The sequence below is a fragment of the Paenibacillus athensensis genome, from assembly GCF_004514475.2.
GTDB classification, from domain to species: domain Bacteria; phylum Bacillota; class Bacilli; order Paenibacillales; family NBRC-103111; genus Paenibacillus_AL; species Paenibacillus_AL athensensis.
In genome coordinates, this window is record NZ_MYFO02000011.1 from 162,669 (window position 1) to 179,794 (window position 17,126).

The 17,126-nt window shown below is 52.2% G+C and carries 18 protein-coding genes, 2 tRNA genes, 1 rRNA gene and 1 riboswitch; of the genes, 6 read left to right on the plus strand and 15 right to left on the minus strand.

The features are described 5' to 3' along the window. Window positions 1-116 precede the first annotated feature (116 nt). The gene (locus B5M42_RS19070) at window positions 117-851 is read right to left on the minus strand and encodes a flagellar brake protein (RefSeq protein WP_230633011.1); all 735 of its coding nucleotides are present in this window, start codon (window positions 849-851) and stop codon (window positions 117-119) included. A 113-nt stretch (window positions 852-964) separates the two neighbouring features. Next, window positions 965-1,052, minus strand: a riboswitch (cyclic di-GMP riboswitch). A gap of 300 nt (window positions 1,053-1,352) precedes the next feature. On the opposite strand from B5M42_RS19070, the gene tadA reads away from it, so the two are divergent. Then, complete coding sequence (gene tadA / locus B5M42_RS19075; protein ID WP_407946132.1) at window positions 1,353-1,811, plus strand: tRNA adenosine(34) deaminase TadA; 459 nt, start codon at window positions 1,353-1,355, stop codon at window positions 1,809-1,811. A 35-nt stretch (window positions 1,812-1,846) separates the two neighbouring features. Here tadA and B5M42_RS19080 read toward each other — a convergent pair whose 3' ends face one another. Then, the gene (locus tag B5M42_RS19080; protein ID WP_134751583.1) at window positions 1,847-2,050 is read right to left on the minus strand and encodes a hypothetical protein; all 204 of its coding nucleotides are present in this window, start codon (window positions 2,048-2,050) and stop codon (window positions 1,847-1,849) included. A 160-nt stretch (window positions 2,051-2,210) separates the two neighbouring features. Here B5M42_RS19080 and B5M42_RS19085 point away from each other — a divergent pair. The 5 genes from B5M42_RS19085 (at window position 2,211) to B5M42_RS19105 (ending at window position 5,802) form a co-directional block, all read left to right on the plus strand. Further along, a tRNA-Arg gene (locus tag B5M42_RS19085) sits at window positions 2,211-2,284 on the plus strand. Window positions 2,285-2,400: 116 nt separating this feature from the next. Further along, a complete protein-coding gene (locus B5M42_RS19090; RefSeq protein WP_134751581.1) occupies window positions 2,401-3,615 on the plus strand; it encodes an MFS transporter in 1,215 nt (404 codons plus the stop codon). Window positions 3,616-3,806: 191 nt separating this feature from the next. Beyond that, the gene (locus B5M42_RS19095) at window positions 3,807-4,256 is read left to right on the plus strand and encodes a sigma-70 family RNA polymerase sigma factor (RefSeq protein WP_230633020.1); all 450 of its coding nucleotides are present in this window, start codon (window positions 3,807-3,809) and stop codon (window positions 4,254-4,256) included. Further along, on the plus strand, window positions 4,253-4,702 hold the full coding sequence (locus tag B5M42_RS19100; RefSeq protein WP_167689764.1) for an anti-sigma factor family protein: 450 nt from the start codon (window positions 4,253-4,255) through the stop codon (window positions 4,700-4,702). The genes B5M42_RS19095 and B5M42_RS19100 overlap by 4 nt, the downstream gene beginning before the upstream one ends. Continuing rightward, entirely contained in the window at window positions 4,699-5,802 is a 1,104-nt protein-coding gene (locus B5M42_RS19105; RefSeq protein WP_134751575.1) for a hypothetical protein, read from the plus strand. The genes B5M42_RS19100 and B5M42_RS19105 overlap by 4 nt, the downstream gene beginning before the upstream one ends. 283 nt (window positions 5,803-6,085) lie before the next feature. On the opposite strand, the gene B5M42_RS19110 is transcribed toward B5M42_RS19105, so the two are convergent. The 13 genes from B5M42_RS19110 to rrf all read right to left on the minus strand — a co-directional run bounded on the left by B5M42_RS19110 (window position 6,086) and on the right by rrf (window position 16,989). After that, window positions 6,086-6,244: a small acid-soluble spore protein P gene (locus B5M42_RS19110; protein ID WP_134751573.1), complete on the minus strand. Its 159-nt coding sequence runs from the start codon at window positions 6,242-6,244 to the stop codon at window positions 6,086-6,088. A gap of 12 nt (window positions 6,245-6,256) precedes the next feature. Beyond that, window positions 6,257-6,406 (minus strand): hypothetical protein, encoded by a 150-nt coding sequence (locus tag B5M42_RS19115; protein ID WP_167689762.1) that lies wholly within the window; start codon window positions 6,404-6,406, stop codon window positions 6,257-6,259. Between the two features lie 16 nt (window positions 6,407-6,422). Continuing rightward, complete coding sequence (locus B5M42_RS19120; RefSeq protein WP_134751571.1) at window positions 6,423-6,770, minus strand: hypothetical protein; 348 nt, start codon at window positions 6,768-6,770, stop codon at window positions 6,423-6,425. Window positions 6,771-6,885: 115 nt separating this feature from the next. Next, on the minus strand, window positions 6,886-7,680 hold the full coding sequence (locus B5M42_RS19125; RefSeq protein WP_134751569.1) for a putative protein N(5)-glutamine methyltransferase: 795 nt from the start codon (window positions 7,678-7,680) through the stop codon (window positions 6,886-6,888). 109 nt (window positions 7,681-7,789) lie between these two features. Continuing rightward, entirely contained in the window at window positions 7,790-9,286 is a 1,497-nt protein-coding gene (locus B5M42_RS19130; RefSeq protein ID WP_134751567.1) for a WD40 repeat domain-containing protein, read from the minus strand. A 122-nt stretch (window positions 9,287-9,408) separates the two neighbouring features. Beyond that, window positions 9,409-9,498, minus strand: a tRNA-Ser gene (locus B5M42_RS19135). Window positions 9,499-9,579: 81 nt separating this feature from the next. Next, the gene (serS, locus tag B5M42_RS19140) at window positions 9,580-10,860 is read right to left on the minus strand and encodes a serine--tRNA ligase (protein ID WP_134751565.1); all 1,281 of its coding nucleotides are present in this window, start codon (window positions 10,858-10,860) and stop codon (window positions 9,580-9,582) included. 89 nt (window positions 10,861-10,949) lie between these two features. Then, window positions 10,950-11,528: a pyridoxal 5'-phosphate synthase glutaminase subunit PdxT gene (pdxT, locus tag B5M42_RS19145; RefSeq protein WP_134751870.1), complete on the minus strand. Its 579-nt coding sequence runs from the start codon at window positions 11,526-11,528 to the stop codon at window positions 10,950-10,952. Window positions 11,529-11,530: 2 nt separating this feature from the next. Then, window positions 11,531-12,412 carry a pyridoxal 5'-phosphate synthase lyase subunit PdxS gene (gene pdxS, locus B5M42_RS19150; RefSeq protein WP_134751563.1) on the minus strand — a complete coding sequence of 294 codons (882 nt, stop codon included), beginning with the start codon at window positions 12,410-12,412 and terminating at the stop codon, window positions 11,531-11,533. 117 nt (window positions 12,413-12,529) lie between these two features. Beyond that, window positions 12,530-13,867, minus strand: coding sequence for a D-alanyl-D-alanine carboxypeptidase family protein (locus B5M42_RS19155; protein ID WP_134751868.1), 1,338 nt, complete (start codon window positions 13,865-13,867; stop codon window positions 12,530-12,532). A gap of 124 nt (window positions 13,868-13,991) precedes the next feature. Further along, window positions 13,992-15,449, minus strand: a complete 1,458-nt coding sequence (gene guaB / locus B5M42_RS19160; protein ID WP_134751561.1) for an IMP dehydrogenase — start codon at window positions 15,447-15,449, stop codon at window positions 13,992-13,994. A 101-nt stretch (window positions 15,450-15,550) separates the two neighbouring features. Continuing rightward, on the minus strand, window positions 15,551-16,696 hold the full coding sequence (locus B5M42_RS19165; RefSeq protein WP_230633013.1) for a putative glycoside hydrolase: 1,146 nt from the start codon (window positions 16,694-16,696) through the stop codon (window positions 15,551-15,553). 176 nt (window positions 16,697-16,872) lie between these two features. Next, window positions 16,873-16,989: ribosomal RNA gene (gene rrf, locus B5M42_RS19170) — 5S ribosomal RNA — on the minus strand. Between the last annotated feature and the right edge of the window lie 137 nt (window positions 16,990-17,126).

The following is a 17,126-nucleotide window of genomic DNA, read 5'->3' on the forward strand; positions in this document are numbered from 1 at the left end:
ACTCCTTGATTCTGAATTTTGTCAAATTTCACTTAGAACATTATATATTAGTCAGCACCCATTGTCACTTATCCAACGGCGCGGCCCCGCTTTTATTTTCACAAAAAAACCTGCCGCTACTCGCTAGCGACAGGTTTCTTGCTGACGGCTTTCATATGGCTCTCTTCGCGTTTTCTCACAAAATACGTTTCAACCTGCGACTTCAAGATAAACGCCCGCAGCGCGTTCGTTTTCTCCCGCGGTACCTCAATGTATTTGGCGCCGTAATACAGGCCTGAATCGAGCGTTTCTTTGCGTACCACCTCGGCAATGCACGGCATGCTGAATCCGAGATTCAACTCGACTTCCAATCGCGTCTGATTTTCAATCAGCAGATTGCTGTCCAGTGTAAAACCGATCCCGCTCATGCTGATATTCTTGATCGAAATGCCCATTGGCTTCTCCAGCCGCTGGCGGCGGCTGCGAATGGTATCGTGCAAGGTGTGAAGCACCCCGCCCTGGGTAATATCGATGCGGGGGAAATCCCGCTTTTCGGTGAATTTCTTGCGATTCTCTGGCGGATTGATCACGATCAGCGCACCGTTATCTTTGGCGACGATGGTCGACTCAAATACAAAAAGACCCGATTTCGTATAGACGGTCAGCTTCACTTTGTCGCCCAGATGGAACACATTATATTGCGGCAGCTCGACCTCAATAATATCGCCAAGGGCATACGTCAGAATACCGGTAGCTACGAAATCCTTTTTCTCCAAAACGGTTTTGCTGTCAATTAATACAGCGGCATCGCTGCCTTCCTTGCTTCCATAAAATTGAGAGGGCTCACTTTCGTACATTTTTCTGATTAACATGAATCCCACTTCCTTTTGTCATATGGTTACAAGACTTCACACACCGTTAACGAAAAAAAAATAGACCACCCCTCATAACGAGAGCAGCCCATTACCTACACATCGAGTAGATTTTCGGTAACCAGGCTGTCATAGTTCCAGCGGAACGTTAGACCCTCAGCTTTGCGTCCTTGCCTTTCAGCAAGTTTGCCATTGTCGAACCTAGTATGAAGTTGTGAGTTTTATCGCCAACCGCTGGTAAAAAAGACCTATTGTACTCCTTAGTATACCTACAGATGAGCATGATTTCAATGAGTTATTTCGCACTTTTCGTATATTTTTGACTCTTTTGCAGAATTTTTTTCCTAAAAATATTGCTTTCCCCAGTTCCAGTCCCTAAAATGAACAAAGTATCCACAACAATCCGAGTTATCAACATGCTTATCCACAGGTTGTTAACAACGAATGCTTGTTCTATCTTTATGCACATGTGGATAAAAATATTCTTGCGAGGTGTCCCCTGTGGATGAACATCATTTTTGGATGCAAGCAGCAATAGCCGAAGCTCGCAAAGCCGAAGCGGTCCGCGAGGTGCCGATCGGCGCTGTCATCGTCCGCGACGGACGTATTATCGGCCGCGGCTACAATCTGCGGGAAACCACGCTTGATCCGACCGCTCACGCCGAGATGATTGCCATTCGTGAGGCCAGCGAAGCGCTGCAGGCCTGGCGGCTGCTCGATTGCCGCTTGTACGTAACGCTGGAGCCCTGCCCGATGTGCGCGGGCGCCATTGTGCAGTCGCGGATCCCGCAAGTGATATACGGAACGACCGATCCGAAAGCCGGATGCGCCGGCACGCTGATGAATCTGCTGCAGGAAGAACGCTTCAATCATCGTACCGAGGTGGTGAGCGGTGTACTGCAAGCGGAGTGCGCAGCGCTCCTGACTGATTTTTTCCGAAAACTGCGAACCAAAGGTTAGCTCTCTTTGCGAAAGGATAACGTGATACAGGTCCGTCAGTTCGAATAATGAGCCCAGATGATTTCAGCCTCTAATTCCGGCGGTACAAAATACAGCGATGCGTCGTTCATTGTTGTGATGATCCTATTCCGGTCCACGGCCGTGACCGTTACCCGCGTCGCTTCGATCAGATGGCGCAGCATGCTTGCTTCATTATTGTACTTGATCGACATCACGCGCAGCTGGTCATGGAGCCTCACTTCTCCTGCGTCTTCTCGATCACATAGATGCTGATCAGCAGAACAGTCGCCGAATGATATCCCCCTCCTGAAATGGAAACATATGTAACATTTGACACCTAGGATGGCGTCCCTTTTCATCGGGGAGCGGTTTTGTTATAATATTTTTTGTTGTTTCCATGCGCCCGTAGCTCAGCAGGATAGAGCGACAGTTTCCTAAACTGCAGGTCGTACGTTCGAATCGTATCGGGCGCGCTTTTGTTATCATGTCCTTACAACCCTCCGCATGCTTCTTCATGCCGGAGGGCTGTTTTTTTTATCCGCTCGTATTACAATAAATAAAGCGCGATTTACGAGAGGGGACTTCTTTCATGCCTGCTGCCACGATGCGTCCGTCGTATCGCATTCCTTTATTTTGCACCGTTACGCTGTTGTTCTGGATGTCGATGTATACGAGCGTGCCGATTATGGCCGCTTATGTGGAATATTTGGGCGGCTCGCACCAGTTGGCCGGATGGATAGTCGGCATGTACGGCATTTCGCAAATGCTGCTGCGCATCCCGGTGGGGGTCATGTCTGACCGTTATCACAAACGGAAGCTATTCATTACCTTCGGACTGCTGTTTACTGCTCTGAGCGGGCTCGGACTCTGGGTGACGCACGATTTCACGTGGATTTTGCTGCTTCGCGCCTTGGCGGGTGCGGCAGCGGCAACCTGGGTTGACTTTACCGTTCTGTTCACGAGCTATTACAAACATGAAGAGTCGACCAAAGCGATCGGGACGATCAGCTTCTACAACTCGCTCGGACAAATGCTCGGCATTCTGGCAGCCGGCTCGGTTGCCGACATGTACGGCTGGGGAGCTGCCTTTCTCCTCGGCGCTGTCATCGGCGGCGTCGGCTTGCTAGGCTCGCTGTTTCTGGTTGAGCATGTCGAGCCCGATGCCCAGGCCATCACGATGCGAGGCATCGCCGGCGTAGCCAGCGACCGCATCCTGCTATACGTCTCGCTGCTGGCGATCTTATCCCAGGTGCTGACGTTTGCTACCGTCTTCGGTTTCACGCCGGTATATGCGGCGGCGCTTGGTGCAAGCAAATGGCAGCTGGCCATGCTGACCTTCTTTTCGAACTTGCCCGCGGCTTTTGCTTCGCTGCTGGGCGGGCGCCGCTGGGCCGATCGTTGGGGAGAGAAACGCGTTGTCGTCTGGGGTTTTGTGCTGATGGGCGCCGCAACCTTATTTATCCCGGCCTGCAAGCAGCTGTGGCTGTTGATGCTGACGCAAGCAATCGCGGGCTTCGGCCGCGGACTTTCGTTCACCGTACTGATGGGACTGAGCATCAAGCATATGCCCGCGGAGAAGCGCGCGACAGCGATGGGCTTTTTTCAAGCGATATACGGATTGGGAATGTTTGCCGGCCCTGTATTTATGGGCTTGATCGGCGATTGGTTCCATTTGAACCAAGGCTTTGTGATTCTCGGGCTGCTGGGCGGGGCCACTGCGCTGCTCTCACAGCTCGTGATTCCTGCCGCCGCACGGGGCAAGAGATCGGCTAACAAGACGCAACCGCCCGCTTCCCGGGCCTAGAACGGAACAGCCTGCTGTCCGTTTTTTCTTTTGCCGCCTGCAGGGGAGAGCTGCCAGCCTTTCGTCTATTAGACTGGAGAGAGGAGGGGAGAGATATTCAGGAGGAAGCGCTCGTACAACGCATTCTCGCCGGGGATGAAGCCGCTTTTCGCGAGCTGGTAACGGCTTACCGGACTTATATTTATCAAGTTATCTATGCAGTAGTACGCCATGCCGGCGATGCTGAGGATCTGTCCCAGGAAGTGTGGACCCGGATTTATTTCTCCCTCCCTCAGTATCAGATGAAGGGCTTCAAAACCTGGATATCCCGCATCGCCGTCAATCGGGCCATCGACTTCAAGCGTTCGGCAGCCCGTAAGAAAGAAGAGGTCACAGCCGAGCTCGCCGACAAGCCCGACTGGGGAGCAAGCGGCAATCTGGAGCATGCCGTCACTCATAAAGAAACTGTGGAGCTGGTTCGCTCCAAGCTGCAACAGCTGCCCGATAATTATCAGGATGTGCTGCGGGCTTATTATTTAGAGCAGCAATCCTATCAGGATATTGCCGACAAGCAAGGCGTTACGCTGAAAACCGTGGAGTCCAAGCTGTATCGGGCCAAGCAATGGCTTCGCAAGCATTGGAAGGAGGAGGAGTTCAAATGAAGCATTTCGATTCGGAGCATTGGCAGCGCTATGTGCGGAATGAGGAGCTATCGGCTGCGCAGCGGGATGAGATGGAGTGGCATCTGCAGCACTGCGAAGCGTGTCTGGAACATTACATGAGCCAAGTGGAAGCGTCGATGGATGACCTGCCGATGATGGAAACCGGCGAAGCGGAATTTGCCGACCAACTGATCCGGCGCACGATGCGTACCCGCCGTTCGTTGTTCCGTTCGTCGCTGCTGCACTACGGTATTGCTGCCGCGGCTACGCTCATTCTTGTGGTTAGCGGCGTGTTTCAGGGATTGACGCAGGAGGTTAATGCCAAGATGCTGAACTCCCCCCGCCAGCCGGACCAAACGTCGATCAGTGATCAATTGATGAACCATACCTTATCCTGGCTCGATAAAATCAAAAAAGAAGACGATAACGGAGGTTTCTTCCCATGACACCCAACAGAAATCTGATTGCAGCGTTCCTGCTTTCGTTTATACCGGGCTTGGGCCATTTGTACCTGCACCGCTTTTTCCGGGCCTTGGTGTATGGCGGCGGTTTTTTCGGCCCGCTCCTGCTGTTTTTTATGGTCATGATCAATGGGTATCACGGGGAAGAAGCGCTGCTGCTTCTGGTCTTTGCCGCTTTTATCTGGTTCATCAACATGATCGATATGGTCATCACTTTGATCAAGCCCGATCCGGTGCCTTACCCCCCGGATCCGTTCCAGCCGCACGCCGCCTATCCGTACCCAGCTGAACGTGCCGCTCAAGAGAAGCTGCGGACCGCTTTGCTTTCCGTTGTTCCCGGCCTCGGACATTACCGGCTGGGCTTGATGCAGCGGGGATTAACCGCGATGATCGCGTTTTTCGGCTCCGCCGTCCTGATCATTTTCGTGACCGTAATCTCAAGAAATGAAGCTTTCTTGACCTTCCTGCTCGTGCTGCCGATTATTTGGTTCTATACCATGTTTGATGCCATCAAACAGGCCGAACGCAAGCTTGCCGGGCTGGAGCTATACGATCACAGCTTGTTCGAGGATTTTCAAAGCGGCGGCCGCAAAAACAAAACGTTAGCCACCATCATTGCCGTCTTCCCCGGCGCGGCGCATCTGTATCTGGCGTTACCCAAGCGTGGGCTTCAATTGATGGCGCTCTTCCTGTTTTCCATCTATGTGCTGGACCTGCTGCGGCTATCGGTGTTCTTTTTCCTGATTCCGATTATCTGGTTCTTCAGCCTGTTTGACGCTCTGCAAAGCATCTCCCGCTACGAGAACGGCACGCTGGTCGACAAGCCGATCTTGGACGCCTGGATGCCGTATTACAAAGGAATCGGCTTTATGATGATCCTGTTGGGCGGCTATTACCTGTTCCGGACGGGGATGCGCGAGCTTTCCTACTTTTATCCCGATTGGAAGCTGGCCTTCTGGCTGACCGATTACGTACAGACGGCCATCGTCACCTTCATCTTGATCGGCAGCGGCATTTACCTGATGCGTGTGCAAAAAAATAAAGCCCGGTCCGCTCCCGCGCCTTTTGATCATCCCGATCAATAAATCGTTAACGCAAAAAGAACCCCGAAGGGTTCTTTTTTGTCGGTGTTAGTGTCTTTCAATAGCCCTGTTACTGGGTAAACCTTTGGTAATCTGCGTATACAACACGATAAGTGTCTTTGGCACATCCCCTCCAGCCTGCTTATAACCGGTATGAAAGTCCTCGGGTCAGTTGTTTCGCGGATTGCTCCAACGGAACCACACCTCTCGTTCACCGACAATCATAGTATGTCCGCTTCTCCGATAATTATTAGCCCTTGTGAAAAAAAATTTTGCAGCGCTCGCCTCAGGAGCCTTCAGCCTGGCTTTGCCGCGTATGACTGCGGTTTTTCACCTTCTTGGAGCCTGACAGCGCCTCAGGCCCGCCCTGCGAGTCTTGCGTATTGGACGAAGTCGGGTTGTTCGTTTCCCCGCCGTCTACCGGCATATTTCTAGGCTTGGACATATGGATTCCTCCTTATTCTTCGTCGTGATTCAACGCGTCCTGATGCCGACGGTCATTGGTTTGCTGTTGAACCTGCTGCGCCTGTTGGCTGGTAATCACAGTTTGTTCCAGATCCTTGACCACATTTTGCAGGTTTTTATCTCCATTTTTGCTCTTGGTCATCGTCGTGCCCCCTCCGCTACGCGTGCGTAACCTGCTGCAAAATTTGCGCGCATTCGTGAATATGACGAATATAATCGTCAATCAGCGTTTGCACGATGTCTGTACGCTCGTCGATATGCTGCGTCCCCTGCTGGACGTCCGCCAGCTCGACGTGAATTTCCCGCGAATCCACATACGTCACCTTAAAATCAAACGAGTACCCGCTCCGCCCCTGCGTGATAATATGCACGCGCAATGACGCAGGGTCAGCCGCATCGGCCCATACCCGGCCTTCGTCGCCCTGCTCCAGCGCTTGTGGCAAAGCTGTCTTCCACGCCTCCACCAATCGGGCTTGGTCGAGATTTAGCTTATCGATTTTGCTCAATGGAAACACCTCCACTGTTTAAAATGCGAAAGCCCCCAACCTTTTATACGACTGGCCCTGGTAACAAAAAAAGCCACGCCATCGCTTGGATCGCCTGACTTCCCTCTCCTTGGCCTTAACCGACATATTGGCCTATAACGACATGAGCGTCCCGCTCCTCGTCGTGAGCCGTTCGGGGCAGCAAACCGTGCAGCGTCATTAATTCCGCCATACGCGGCGCCTGCCTCTCGCTTGTCTCTACGATCAACACCCCTCCCGGGGCCAGCCATAACGCAGCTTCCTTCACAATCCTGCGGTGTACATCCAGCCCGTCCGCGCCTCCATCCAGTGCACATGACGCTTCATGCACCCGTGCTTCCGTGGGCATAAAAGCCAGTGCATCGCTGGGAACATATGGCGCATTGGCAATGATCACGTTCACTTCGTGCCGCAGCTCGGCCGGTAACGCTTCAAAAAGATCCCCTTCGAATACGGTGCCCTCGTCAGGGCGAATATTACGACGCGCGCATTGTACCGCGGCCGGGTCTATATCTACAGCGTAGAGTCGAATGCCCGGCCTGTTCGCGCGCACTACGGCTCCCAATGCTCCTGAACCGCAGCACAGGTCAACAACCATCTCGTCTGCTCGAACGAGCGCCACAGCTTGCTCCGCAAGAAACTCCGTGCGCTGCCGCGGCACGAACACACCAGGGTCCAGCACAATCTTCAGCCCGCCGAACGCCACCCAGCCCACAATATGCTCAAGCGGATACCCTTCCACCCGCCGAGCCACCCACTGCTCCAGCTCCGCCACATTTGCGGCAGATGCGATCAACACCTGCGCTTCCTCCTCGGCAAACACGCAGCCTGCCATGCGGAGCGTCTGCACGATCTTTGTCCACATGGGATTCCCGATTGGATATTTTTCCATTAATGATCCTGCCTTGCTTCGGAATAAGTCCGATTTCAGTTTAACTGCCCTTAGTGCCGACGGATATATAAAGAACATTTATATTCAAAATATCCTACGCCCGCTTCAACTACTCACTCAACTCATATTCAGCCAACTCACGCGTATTTGCCGCGTAATCGACTATTCTGTATATCATTTTCTTCTCCCCTGACCAGCCGAGCGGAATATAGTCCCGCTTCTCGTCCGCCGGGAACACAACCTTTACTTCCCCTGTAGTCAGATTGAGCAAAGAAACATTGTGGGAATTTCCTGTTTCCGTGTTGCTTTTGTAGGTGGAACGAATGTCTTCAATTCCGCTGAACAGCACATAACGAGAGTCCGCCGAAAAATAGGGCAGTTCTGTATGCCGCCCTTGATTATTCATGCAAAAACATCCTATAGAGATCGCTTTTCCCGTCCCTATATCGACCACATGTACTTCGTCCTCCGAGGACATCCCGCTGTTGAACATGAAATAACGACTATTATTCGACCATACGATCTGACCCAGCATTTGATCCTCCGAGACCTGAACCGGCTGATCCTCATTGAGTCTCCAAAACCAAACGCTACCGTAGCTTTCTTTTTCAATGCCTTGAACAAAGGCTAACGTCTGCCGATCCGGTGACCAAGTTTCGCTGAATGATTTCTTTAGCAACGACCTCACCCTGTCCCAATCGGCATCCGTAGTCGGCCTCTTTTGTGTCGGATCAGCCTTGGACGCCTGCGAATCCAGCTCATACGTATACTTAGTATCTACATCGTGAATTTGATCATCTACAACATGATAAGTGGTAGTATGATAACTAATCGTGTTGGAATCTAGCCAACCGTTGGCGATAAAATCCTCCGTTTTCGTTCCTTTGAGCAGTATCGATTCTTGATGCTTGTCTATATCGTAGACAACCAGGTCAAAGGCTTCACCCGGATCGAGATAATTGCCCTTCAATGTGTCGATAGAACGATCAGAGCTACCGGAGTAAACGATGTGCTTACCGTCCGGTGAGAAATAAACCCGGTTCAGATATCCAAATGCTTGTACGACCTCAAGCGTCTTGGCCGAATACAAACCGCCGCCGCGAGTCACAAACGTGCCTACGTCAACAAACACATAATCGCTATTCGGCGACCAAAATACTTCCCCTACAGTCGAATCTGGCCCTGCTTGCGATGATCGGGGCTTTTCTTCTCCAACATTCCAGATATAGAGCGTCATTTCATCGTATTCCGAGCGTGTTGGACTTACCATATAAGCAATCGCTCGCCGATTCGGGGATTCCACAATATCAAATACCGTCTTGTCTTCATGCAAAATACGCTCAATTTCATCCAGCGAGTACTTGTTTGCTGTTCCTTCCACCAGCTCAGGCGAAGCCTCCACCTTCCCTGCCGCAGCAGTGACAGCAGGTTTGACTGTAGTTATTGGCGCTGTAACAACCGGAGAAGCCTTGACTTCGCTGGACGGTGAAGGCTGGACTGACTGCTGTGGCGTAGTCTGAGCATCCGTTCCGGTTTGAGCGCTTTCGCAGCCCGCTATCAGGAGCGTGCTCAAGAGAATAACGAGTAGCGACGTTTGCTTTTTCATAAAAAACACCTTCCTGATCATCGGCCTACTGTACCGTAAAACAAAAAAACGCACTGGACCGCGTTTTCACAGTTCGTGCGTTTTCACCTATAAACACCCGCCAGGGTGCAATTATTTATGTATGGCAGAGAGGGTGGGATTCGAACCCACGGTAGCCTCACGACTACGGCGGTTTTCAAGACCGCTGCCTTAAACCACTCGACCACCTCTCCACGCTAGTCGTTCCTTGACAGGAAACGACCTATGCAGTGACAGAAAGCATTGTAGCATACTTGTCTCCAGCGAAGCAAGCGCTAATTTTTGCTGATCGTCTTGACGTTTCTCATATAAGGAACCAGTACTTCCGGAATAACGACGGAGCCGTCAGGCTGCTGGTAGTTCTCCAGAATCGCCGCTACCGTTCGGCCGATAGCCAAACCCGAGCCGTTGAGCGTATGTACAAATTCCGGCTTCGCCTTAGGCTCGCGGCGGAAGCGAATATTCGCCCGACGCGCCTGGAAGTCCTCGAAGTTGCTGCACGACGAAATCTCGCGATATGTACCGCCGCTAGGCAGCCATACTTCAAGATCATACGTCTTGGCCGAGGTGAAGCCCAGATCTCCCGTACAGAGCGCCAGAACGCGGTAAGGAAGCTTCAAGAGCTGAAGCACGCGCTCCGCATGCGACGTCAGCTTCTCCAGCTCGTCATACGAATCCTCGGGCTTCACCAGCTTCACCAGCTCGATCTTGTTGAACTGATGCTGGCGAATCAAGCCGCGCGTATCCCGGCCCGCCGAACCTGCTTCAGAACGGAAGCATGCGCTGAACGCCACAAAATTAGCCGGCAGCTGCTCCAATGCCAGAATATCCTCCCGATGATAGTTCGTCACCGGCACCTCTGCTGTCGGGATCAGGAAATAATCGGCATTCTCCAGCTTGAAGACATCCTCTTCGAACTTTGGCAGCTGGCCCGTTCCGGTCAAGCTATCCCGGTTCACAATGTAAGGAGGCAGCATTTCCTGATAACCATGCTCTTCGCTGTGCAGATCCATCATGAAATTCATCAAAGCCCGCTCCAGACGAGCCCCTAATCCTTTATAAAAAACAAAACGCGACCCGGTCACCTTCGCCGCGGCTTCGAAATCAAGAATTCCGAGATCCTGAGCGATCTCCCAATGCGGCTTGATGTCAAAATCGAACTGCGGTACGTCGCCAATCCGGCGCACCTCCACATTCTCTTCCTCCGACAAGCCAACCGGCACGCTGGCATGCGGCATGTTCGGAATCGCCAGCAGCGCCTGCTGAACCTTCTCATCCAATACGCGCAGCTCGTCGTCCAATTCCTTGATGCGGTCGCCCACGACCTTCATTTCCTGAATCAGCTCATCGGCATTCTCTCCGGATCTTTTGCGCACGGCTACTTCTTGAGACACGGTATTGCGGCGATTCTTCAGTGCCTCGGTCTCTTGCAGCAGCTCCCGGCGTTTCACATCCAGCTCCGTAAAGCCGTTGAGTTCTTCGATTTGTTTGCCCCGGTTTTTCATGGCTGCCTGTACAGCCGGCAAATCATTTCGCAGTAATTTTACATCAAACAAGGAGATTCCTCCATTAAGCCAAAATGGGTGAAATACGGAAGCAAGCACCCTTTCCGGCAGTCCGGTCAAAAGAGGTGCTTGACGACAATCTATGAAGCTTGTCTTTGTTTGATCATGTCCAAGAAGTAAACGTGCATCCGGTAATCGTCCGTCAGCTCCGGGTGAAAGGAAGCAACCAGCAAATGATCTTGCTGTGCAGCTACAATTTGTCCGTTATAGGTAGACAAAATCTCAACCTCGGGGCCCACCGCATCGATTAGCGGGGCGCGAATGAACACGGCGCGAACGCGCTCGTCGATCCCTTTGATCGGCAAATCCGTCTCAAAGCTTTCCCGCTGGCGTCCGAACGCATTGCGGGCAACGGTAATATCCATCAGCTCCAGATGAGCTTCATCTTGACCGGCTATGTGCTTGGCCAGCACAATCAGTCCGGCGCATGTGCCGAACAGCGGCTTGCCTGCTGCGGAAAACTGACGCAACGCGTCAATAAATCCGTACGTGCGCATCAGCTTCCCGATCGTCGTGCTTTCGCCGCCCGGAATGATGATGCCGTCAATCTCGCTAAGCTGCTCCACCCGCTTCACGATGACGCCTTCGGCGCCTGCGCTCTCGATCGCGCGGATGTGCTCGGCTACAGCCCCCTGCAAAGCAAGAACCCCAACCTTGATCATTACCAGCCGCGCTCCTGCATGCGTTGCGTCGCTTCGAGCTTGGAAATTTCGATCCCCTTCATAGGAGTGCCGAGGTTTTTGGAAATTTCAGCGATCAGACCGTAATCCGTGTAGTGCGTTACCGCTTCGACAATCGCTTTGGCGAACTTCTCCGGGCTGTCCGATTTGAAGATACCGGAACCAACGAATACGCCGTCAGAGCCCAAATGCATCATCAACGCAGCATCGGCTGGTGTCGCAACGCCGCCTGCGGCAAAGTTAACTACCGGCAGCTTGCCCGTTTGATGAACCTGCAGCAGCAGCTCGAACGGTGCGCCGAGGTTTTTCGCTTCGGCCATCAGCTCGTCCGTGGACATCGCTTGCACCTTGCGGATTTGACCGACCATCATACGCATATGGCGAACGGCTTCCACAATGTTGCCCGTTCCCGGCTCGCCCTTGGTCCGAATCATCGAAGCGCCTTCGCCAATTCTGCGCAGAGCTTCGCCCAAGTCACGCGCGCCGCAAACAAAAGGAACCGTAAATTCACGTTTGTTGATGTGATATACTTCGTCAGCCGGCGTCAGCACTTCGCTCTCGTCGATATAATCGACGCCCATCGACTCCAGCACCTTCGCTTCGACAAAATGGCCGATTCTTGCTTTCGCCATAACCGGAATCGACACAACCTTCATCACTTCTTCAACGATCGTGGGGTCAGCCATACGAGCAACGCCGCCGGCTGCGCGGATATCGGCAGGTACGCGCTCCAGTGCCATAACGGCAGAAGCGCCTGCGGCTTCGGCAATGCGGGCTTGCTCCGCGTTCATGACGTCCATGATCACGCCGCCTTTTTGCATTTCGGCCATGCCTTTTTTGACGCGGGATGTTCCAGTTTCCATACTCCATTTCCTCCTATGTCTGTAACCCAAAATTCATGCAGTTCCCTACACGTTTCATTGTAAACTTCTAAACAATCATTTTACATGAAGGAGTTGCAATATACAACCCATCGCGCTTTAGAACATGTCTTTGATTCCGCTGAACATATCGCCGAAGAAGTTCTTGATCGAACGGAACAACAACCGAATCCAGCTGCCTTTTTCCACATCTTCATTGGCAATCAGATCGATCGTCTGCTCTTGACCGTTATAGCTCACCTTGGCCGTTCCCAGCGCATCGCCCTTCTTGATCGGAGCCACCAGCTTGCTGTCTTCCGCTGCCGTCGCTGTAATCGTGAAGTCCTCCGGCTTCGCGCCTTTTTTGGTTACAAAAGTCAGACCGTTTTTCGTCACAAGCGATACGGACGTGCCGACGCCTTTTTTAATATTGACCGATTTCAAGGCCTCAATTTCCTGATTCGGACCGAGGAATGGCGTGATTTGAAAATTATTGAAGCCATAGTCCAGCAGCTTGCGGGATTCCTCAAAGCGTTTTGGCTCCGTTTTTGTGCCCATGACCACGCTGATCAGGCGCATGCCGTTACGCTCCGCCGTCGCTGTGAAACAATAGCCGGCTTCGTCCGTATGACCTGTTTTGAGCCCGTCCAGACCTTGATACGCATATTTCTTATAGTTAATGTTGGACGCATTCGCCTCCAGCATCCAGTTCCAGTTGATCATCGGCGTCTTGTCACGGTCACGCAGCTTGAGCGATGGAATTTTTGTAAAATTCAGCACTTCCTTATGGTCGCGGACGATACTGTAAGCCAGAATCGCCGCATCGCGGGCCGTCATCAGCGTCTCGCCTTCAATGCCGGACGGGGCATACTCCCCGATATCCGCCCGGGACAAGCCCGTAGCGCCAATGAAATGCGCCTGATCGGACATGCCGAGCTCTTTAGCCTTCGCATTCATCATCTTGGCGAAATTCTCTTCCGTACCGCCAAGGAACTCCGCCAATGCAATGGCTGCATCGTTCGCCGAATAAATCGACAACGCATTAAACATCTGCTTGACCGTCAGCTTTTCTCCCTCGGCAATCAATTGGCCCGAACCAATCACATCCGCCGCATACTTGCTCGCAGTCACCTGATCGTCCCATTTGATTTTCCCGCCTTCAATGGCTTCCATGGTCAAATATTCCGTCATCATCTTGGCCATACTGGCCGGCGGCAGCGCCTCGTCCGCATTCGTTTCGTAGAGCACCTGCCCCGTGCTCGCTTCCATCAGAATAGCCGACTTTACTTCAAGCTTCAGATCTCCCGCTGTAGCCGTTGTATCGGCGGCAGTGCCTTCTGCTTTCTTCGTCTCCGTATCTGCCGCAAGCAAACTTACAGGCTGTATATGAAAAAGGAACGATTGCACAAGTAAACTTACCCCAAGCACAGCAACAATCTTTTTCTTCCACCCCAACATTTTCAAAACCGCTTCACTCTCCCTGCCATTTTAGTCATGTTATATTGTATCACACCCCATTAGACAAAAAAAAGAAGCCGAAGGTTCAATCCCTCGACCCCGATATTTCGACAAAATCCGAACCTTACAGCGAGTAGTTCGGCGCTTCTTTCGTGATTTGCACATCGTGCGGATGACTTTCCCGCAAGCCTGCGCCAGTAATGCGGATGAATTGTGTGTCGTGAATCAATTCCTGAATGTTTTTCGCCCCGCAGTAGCCCATGCCGGAGCGCAAGCCGCCAACGAGCTGATAAATCGTATCGGCCAGCGGCCCTTTATAGGGAACCCGTCCCTCAATACCTTCCGGAACAAGCTTGCTCTCGTTCTCTTGGAAGTAACGATCCTTGCTGCCTTCTTTCATAGCGCCCAGCGAGCCCATGCCGCGGTATACCTTGAAGCGTCGTCCTTGGAAAATCTCCGATTCGCCGGGGCTTTCTTCCGTACCCGCGAACAAGCTGCCGATCATGACCCCGCTCGCGCCAGCCGCAATCGCTTTGACCACATCGCCGGAATACTTGATTCCGCCGTCGGCAATTACCGGCACGCCGAACTCGGCAGCGGCCTGCGCACAGTCGAAAATCGCCGTAATTTGCGGAACGCCAATTCCTGCAATCACGCGAGTTGTGCAGATCGATCCCGGTCCGATACCGACCTTGATCATCGAAGCGCCCGCCTTGATCAAATCGCGCGTACCGTCGCCCGTAGCCACGTTACCGGCAATGATCGGCAGCTCCGGATATTGGGCGCGAATCTTTTTCACCGTCTCGGCAATATTGATGTGATGCCCGTGCGCCGAGTCCACCACGATCAAGTCGATACCGGCCTCTACAAGCGCTGCAGTGCGCTCCAGCACGTCTTTGGAGACACCTACAGCGGCGCCGACCAGCAAGCGGCCCAGACGGTCTTTCGCAGCATTCGGGAACTGGATCGCCTTCTCGATATCCTTAATGGTAATAAGGCCCTTCAGCCCATTGTTCTCGTCCACCAGCGGCAGCTTTTCGATCTTGTGCTTTTGCAGAATGCCTTCCGCCTGCTGCAGCGTCGTACCGACAGGAGCCGTCACCAGATCCTCGTGCGTCATAACCTCTTTAATTTTAATCGAATAGTCATGCACAAAACGCAAATCGCGATTGGTCAAAATACCGACCAGCTTGTTCGCTTCATTCACGATCGGCACCCCGGAGATGCGATATTTGGCCATTAGCTCTTCCGCATCATAGACGTGGTGCTCCGGCGTCAGCGAGAACGGATTGGTGATAACGCCGCTTTCCGAGCGCTTGACGCGATCCACTTCCATCGCTTGCTGATCGATCGACATATTCTTGTGAATAATCCCGATTCCGCCTTCACGCGCAATTGCTATGGCAAGGGCTGACTCCGTTACCGTATCCATCGCCGAGCTGATAAAAGGAATATTCAGCTTTACATGCTCAGAAAGCTTGGTTGAAACATCGATTTCCTTTCCGAACACTTCCGATTTTCTAGGCACCAGCAGCACATCGTCAAAAGTTAAACCTTCCTTGCCAAACTTGTCTTCCCTCACAACAAAAATCCTCCCATTCAGGTGTATATTATTGCAATATTAACAAAAGCCTATTTTTCGTGTCAAGAAAAAGCTGGCGTACGCCCTGAACGGCAGAATGCTTACTGGTAGGTATAGGTGCTGGTAGAATTCCATAGCAAAAATTGATCCACGCCCTGTTCACGAGCTGCTTTAATTTGCTCACGAACATCCGCTGTTCCATACTTCTTATGCGGCTTGATCCATGTTGCCGTGAAATCCTGAAGCCAAGGACGAATATCTGCCGCCCGCACCGAAGCTTGGCCCAACTGATCGTTCTTGGCCTTGCCGTCCATGACTGCTTTACGAATAATCGCATACGGCTGAAGATCCGGGCTCTTCACTCCGTACACACCGCTCGCATAGTGAGATGGATACAGCATAGGCGAGATAAAATCAATTTCCTTGCTCATCTTCAGCCATTCCTGACCGATCCCCATATCATCGTTGGACGATGTCGTCAGACCAAATACATCAGCAGATAAATAAGCGACAGAACCTACCTGATCCTTAGCCTTCTTCAAAAAGCCCTCAATGGCTTGCGACTTGCTCCATTGCTGCGGATTATCAAATTTGACCTCTTGGTCAAGCCGCTTGCCGTTCTCGGGAAAGCGCACATAATCAAATTGAATTTCATCAAAACCCAACGCCGCGGCTTCCTTGGCAATCGCAATATTGTAATCCCACACCTCAGATTTAAAAGGATCTACCCAGGCGACTCCTTTTTTATCTCGCCACACCTTGCCCGTTTTACTCCGCATAGCTAAATCGCTGCGCTTGCCGCCCAAATACGGATCTTTAAAAACAACCACACGGGCAATCGTATAGATGTTCTTGCTTTTCAAACGCTGCAATAGCCCCTTCACGTCAGGAATAACGCGATTGCTGTTCGCGCCGATCTGATTCACCTGCGGAACAGCCGAAGCATAAGTGATTTGTCCGGAGTCGTTTTTGATATCAATCACCATTGCGTTTAAGTCCGTCGTCTCCACCAATTGAATCAACTGATCCAGCTTACGTCCGACTGCAGACCAAGCCGAAACGTAAATCCCCTTCACATCGTGCCTTTTAACCGGCTTTTGCGCTGCTGCTGGCGCTTGTGGAGCCGGCGATGATTGTGGATTTGCCGCTGGCGTCGCGGCTAAGGATTTCACCGGGAGCTGCTCTGCCGGCGATCCGCTGTGCGACTTGAGCGTATCACCCGTATAAGACGACGAGCAGCCGGACAACAACGCTCCTGCCGACAGAAACAGCGACAACAGAATACAGACTGGCCCCATACGCTTTCTCACCATGAGAAACGCCCCCCTTCATAGGGGTAGTATGGGTAAATTACAAGTAATGTACCGACAAAACAAAAAGAGTCTTATTGGAAGTTCATCCAAAAGACTCTTCTTATACAAGTGCTTAGCAACGTTCTACTCTCCCGGAACCCTGCGGTTCAAGTACCATCGACGCTGGAGGGCTTAACGGTCGTGTTCGAGATGGGAACGCGTGGGTCCCCTCCGCCATCATCACCAAACAGTCAGTCCAATACCTTGCGGTATTCCCTGAAAACTAGATACGAAACAAGTCGTTGTGTTACGCGTGAGTGTTGCTTGTGTTGTGGTTAAGCCCTCGACCGATTAGTATTCGTCAGCTCCATACCTTACGGCACTT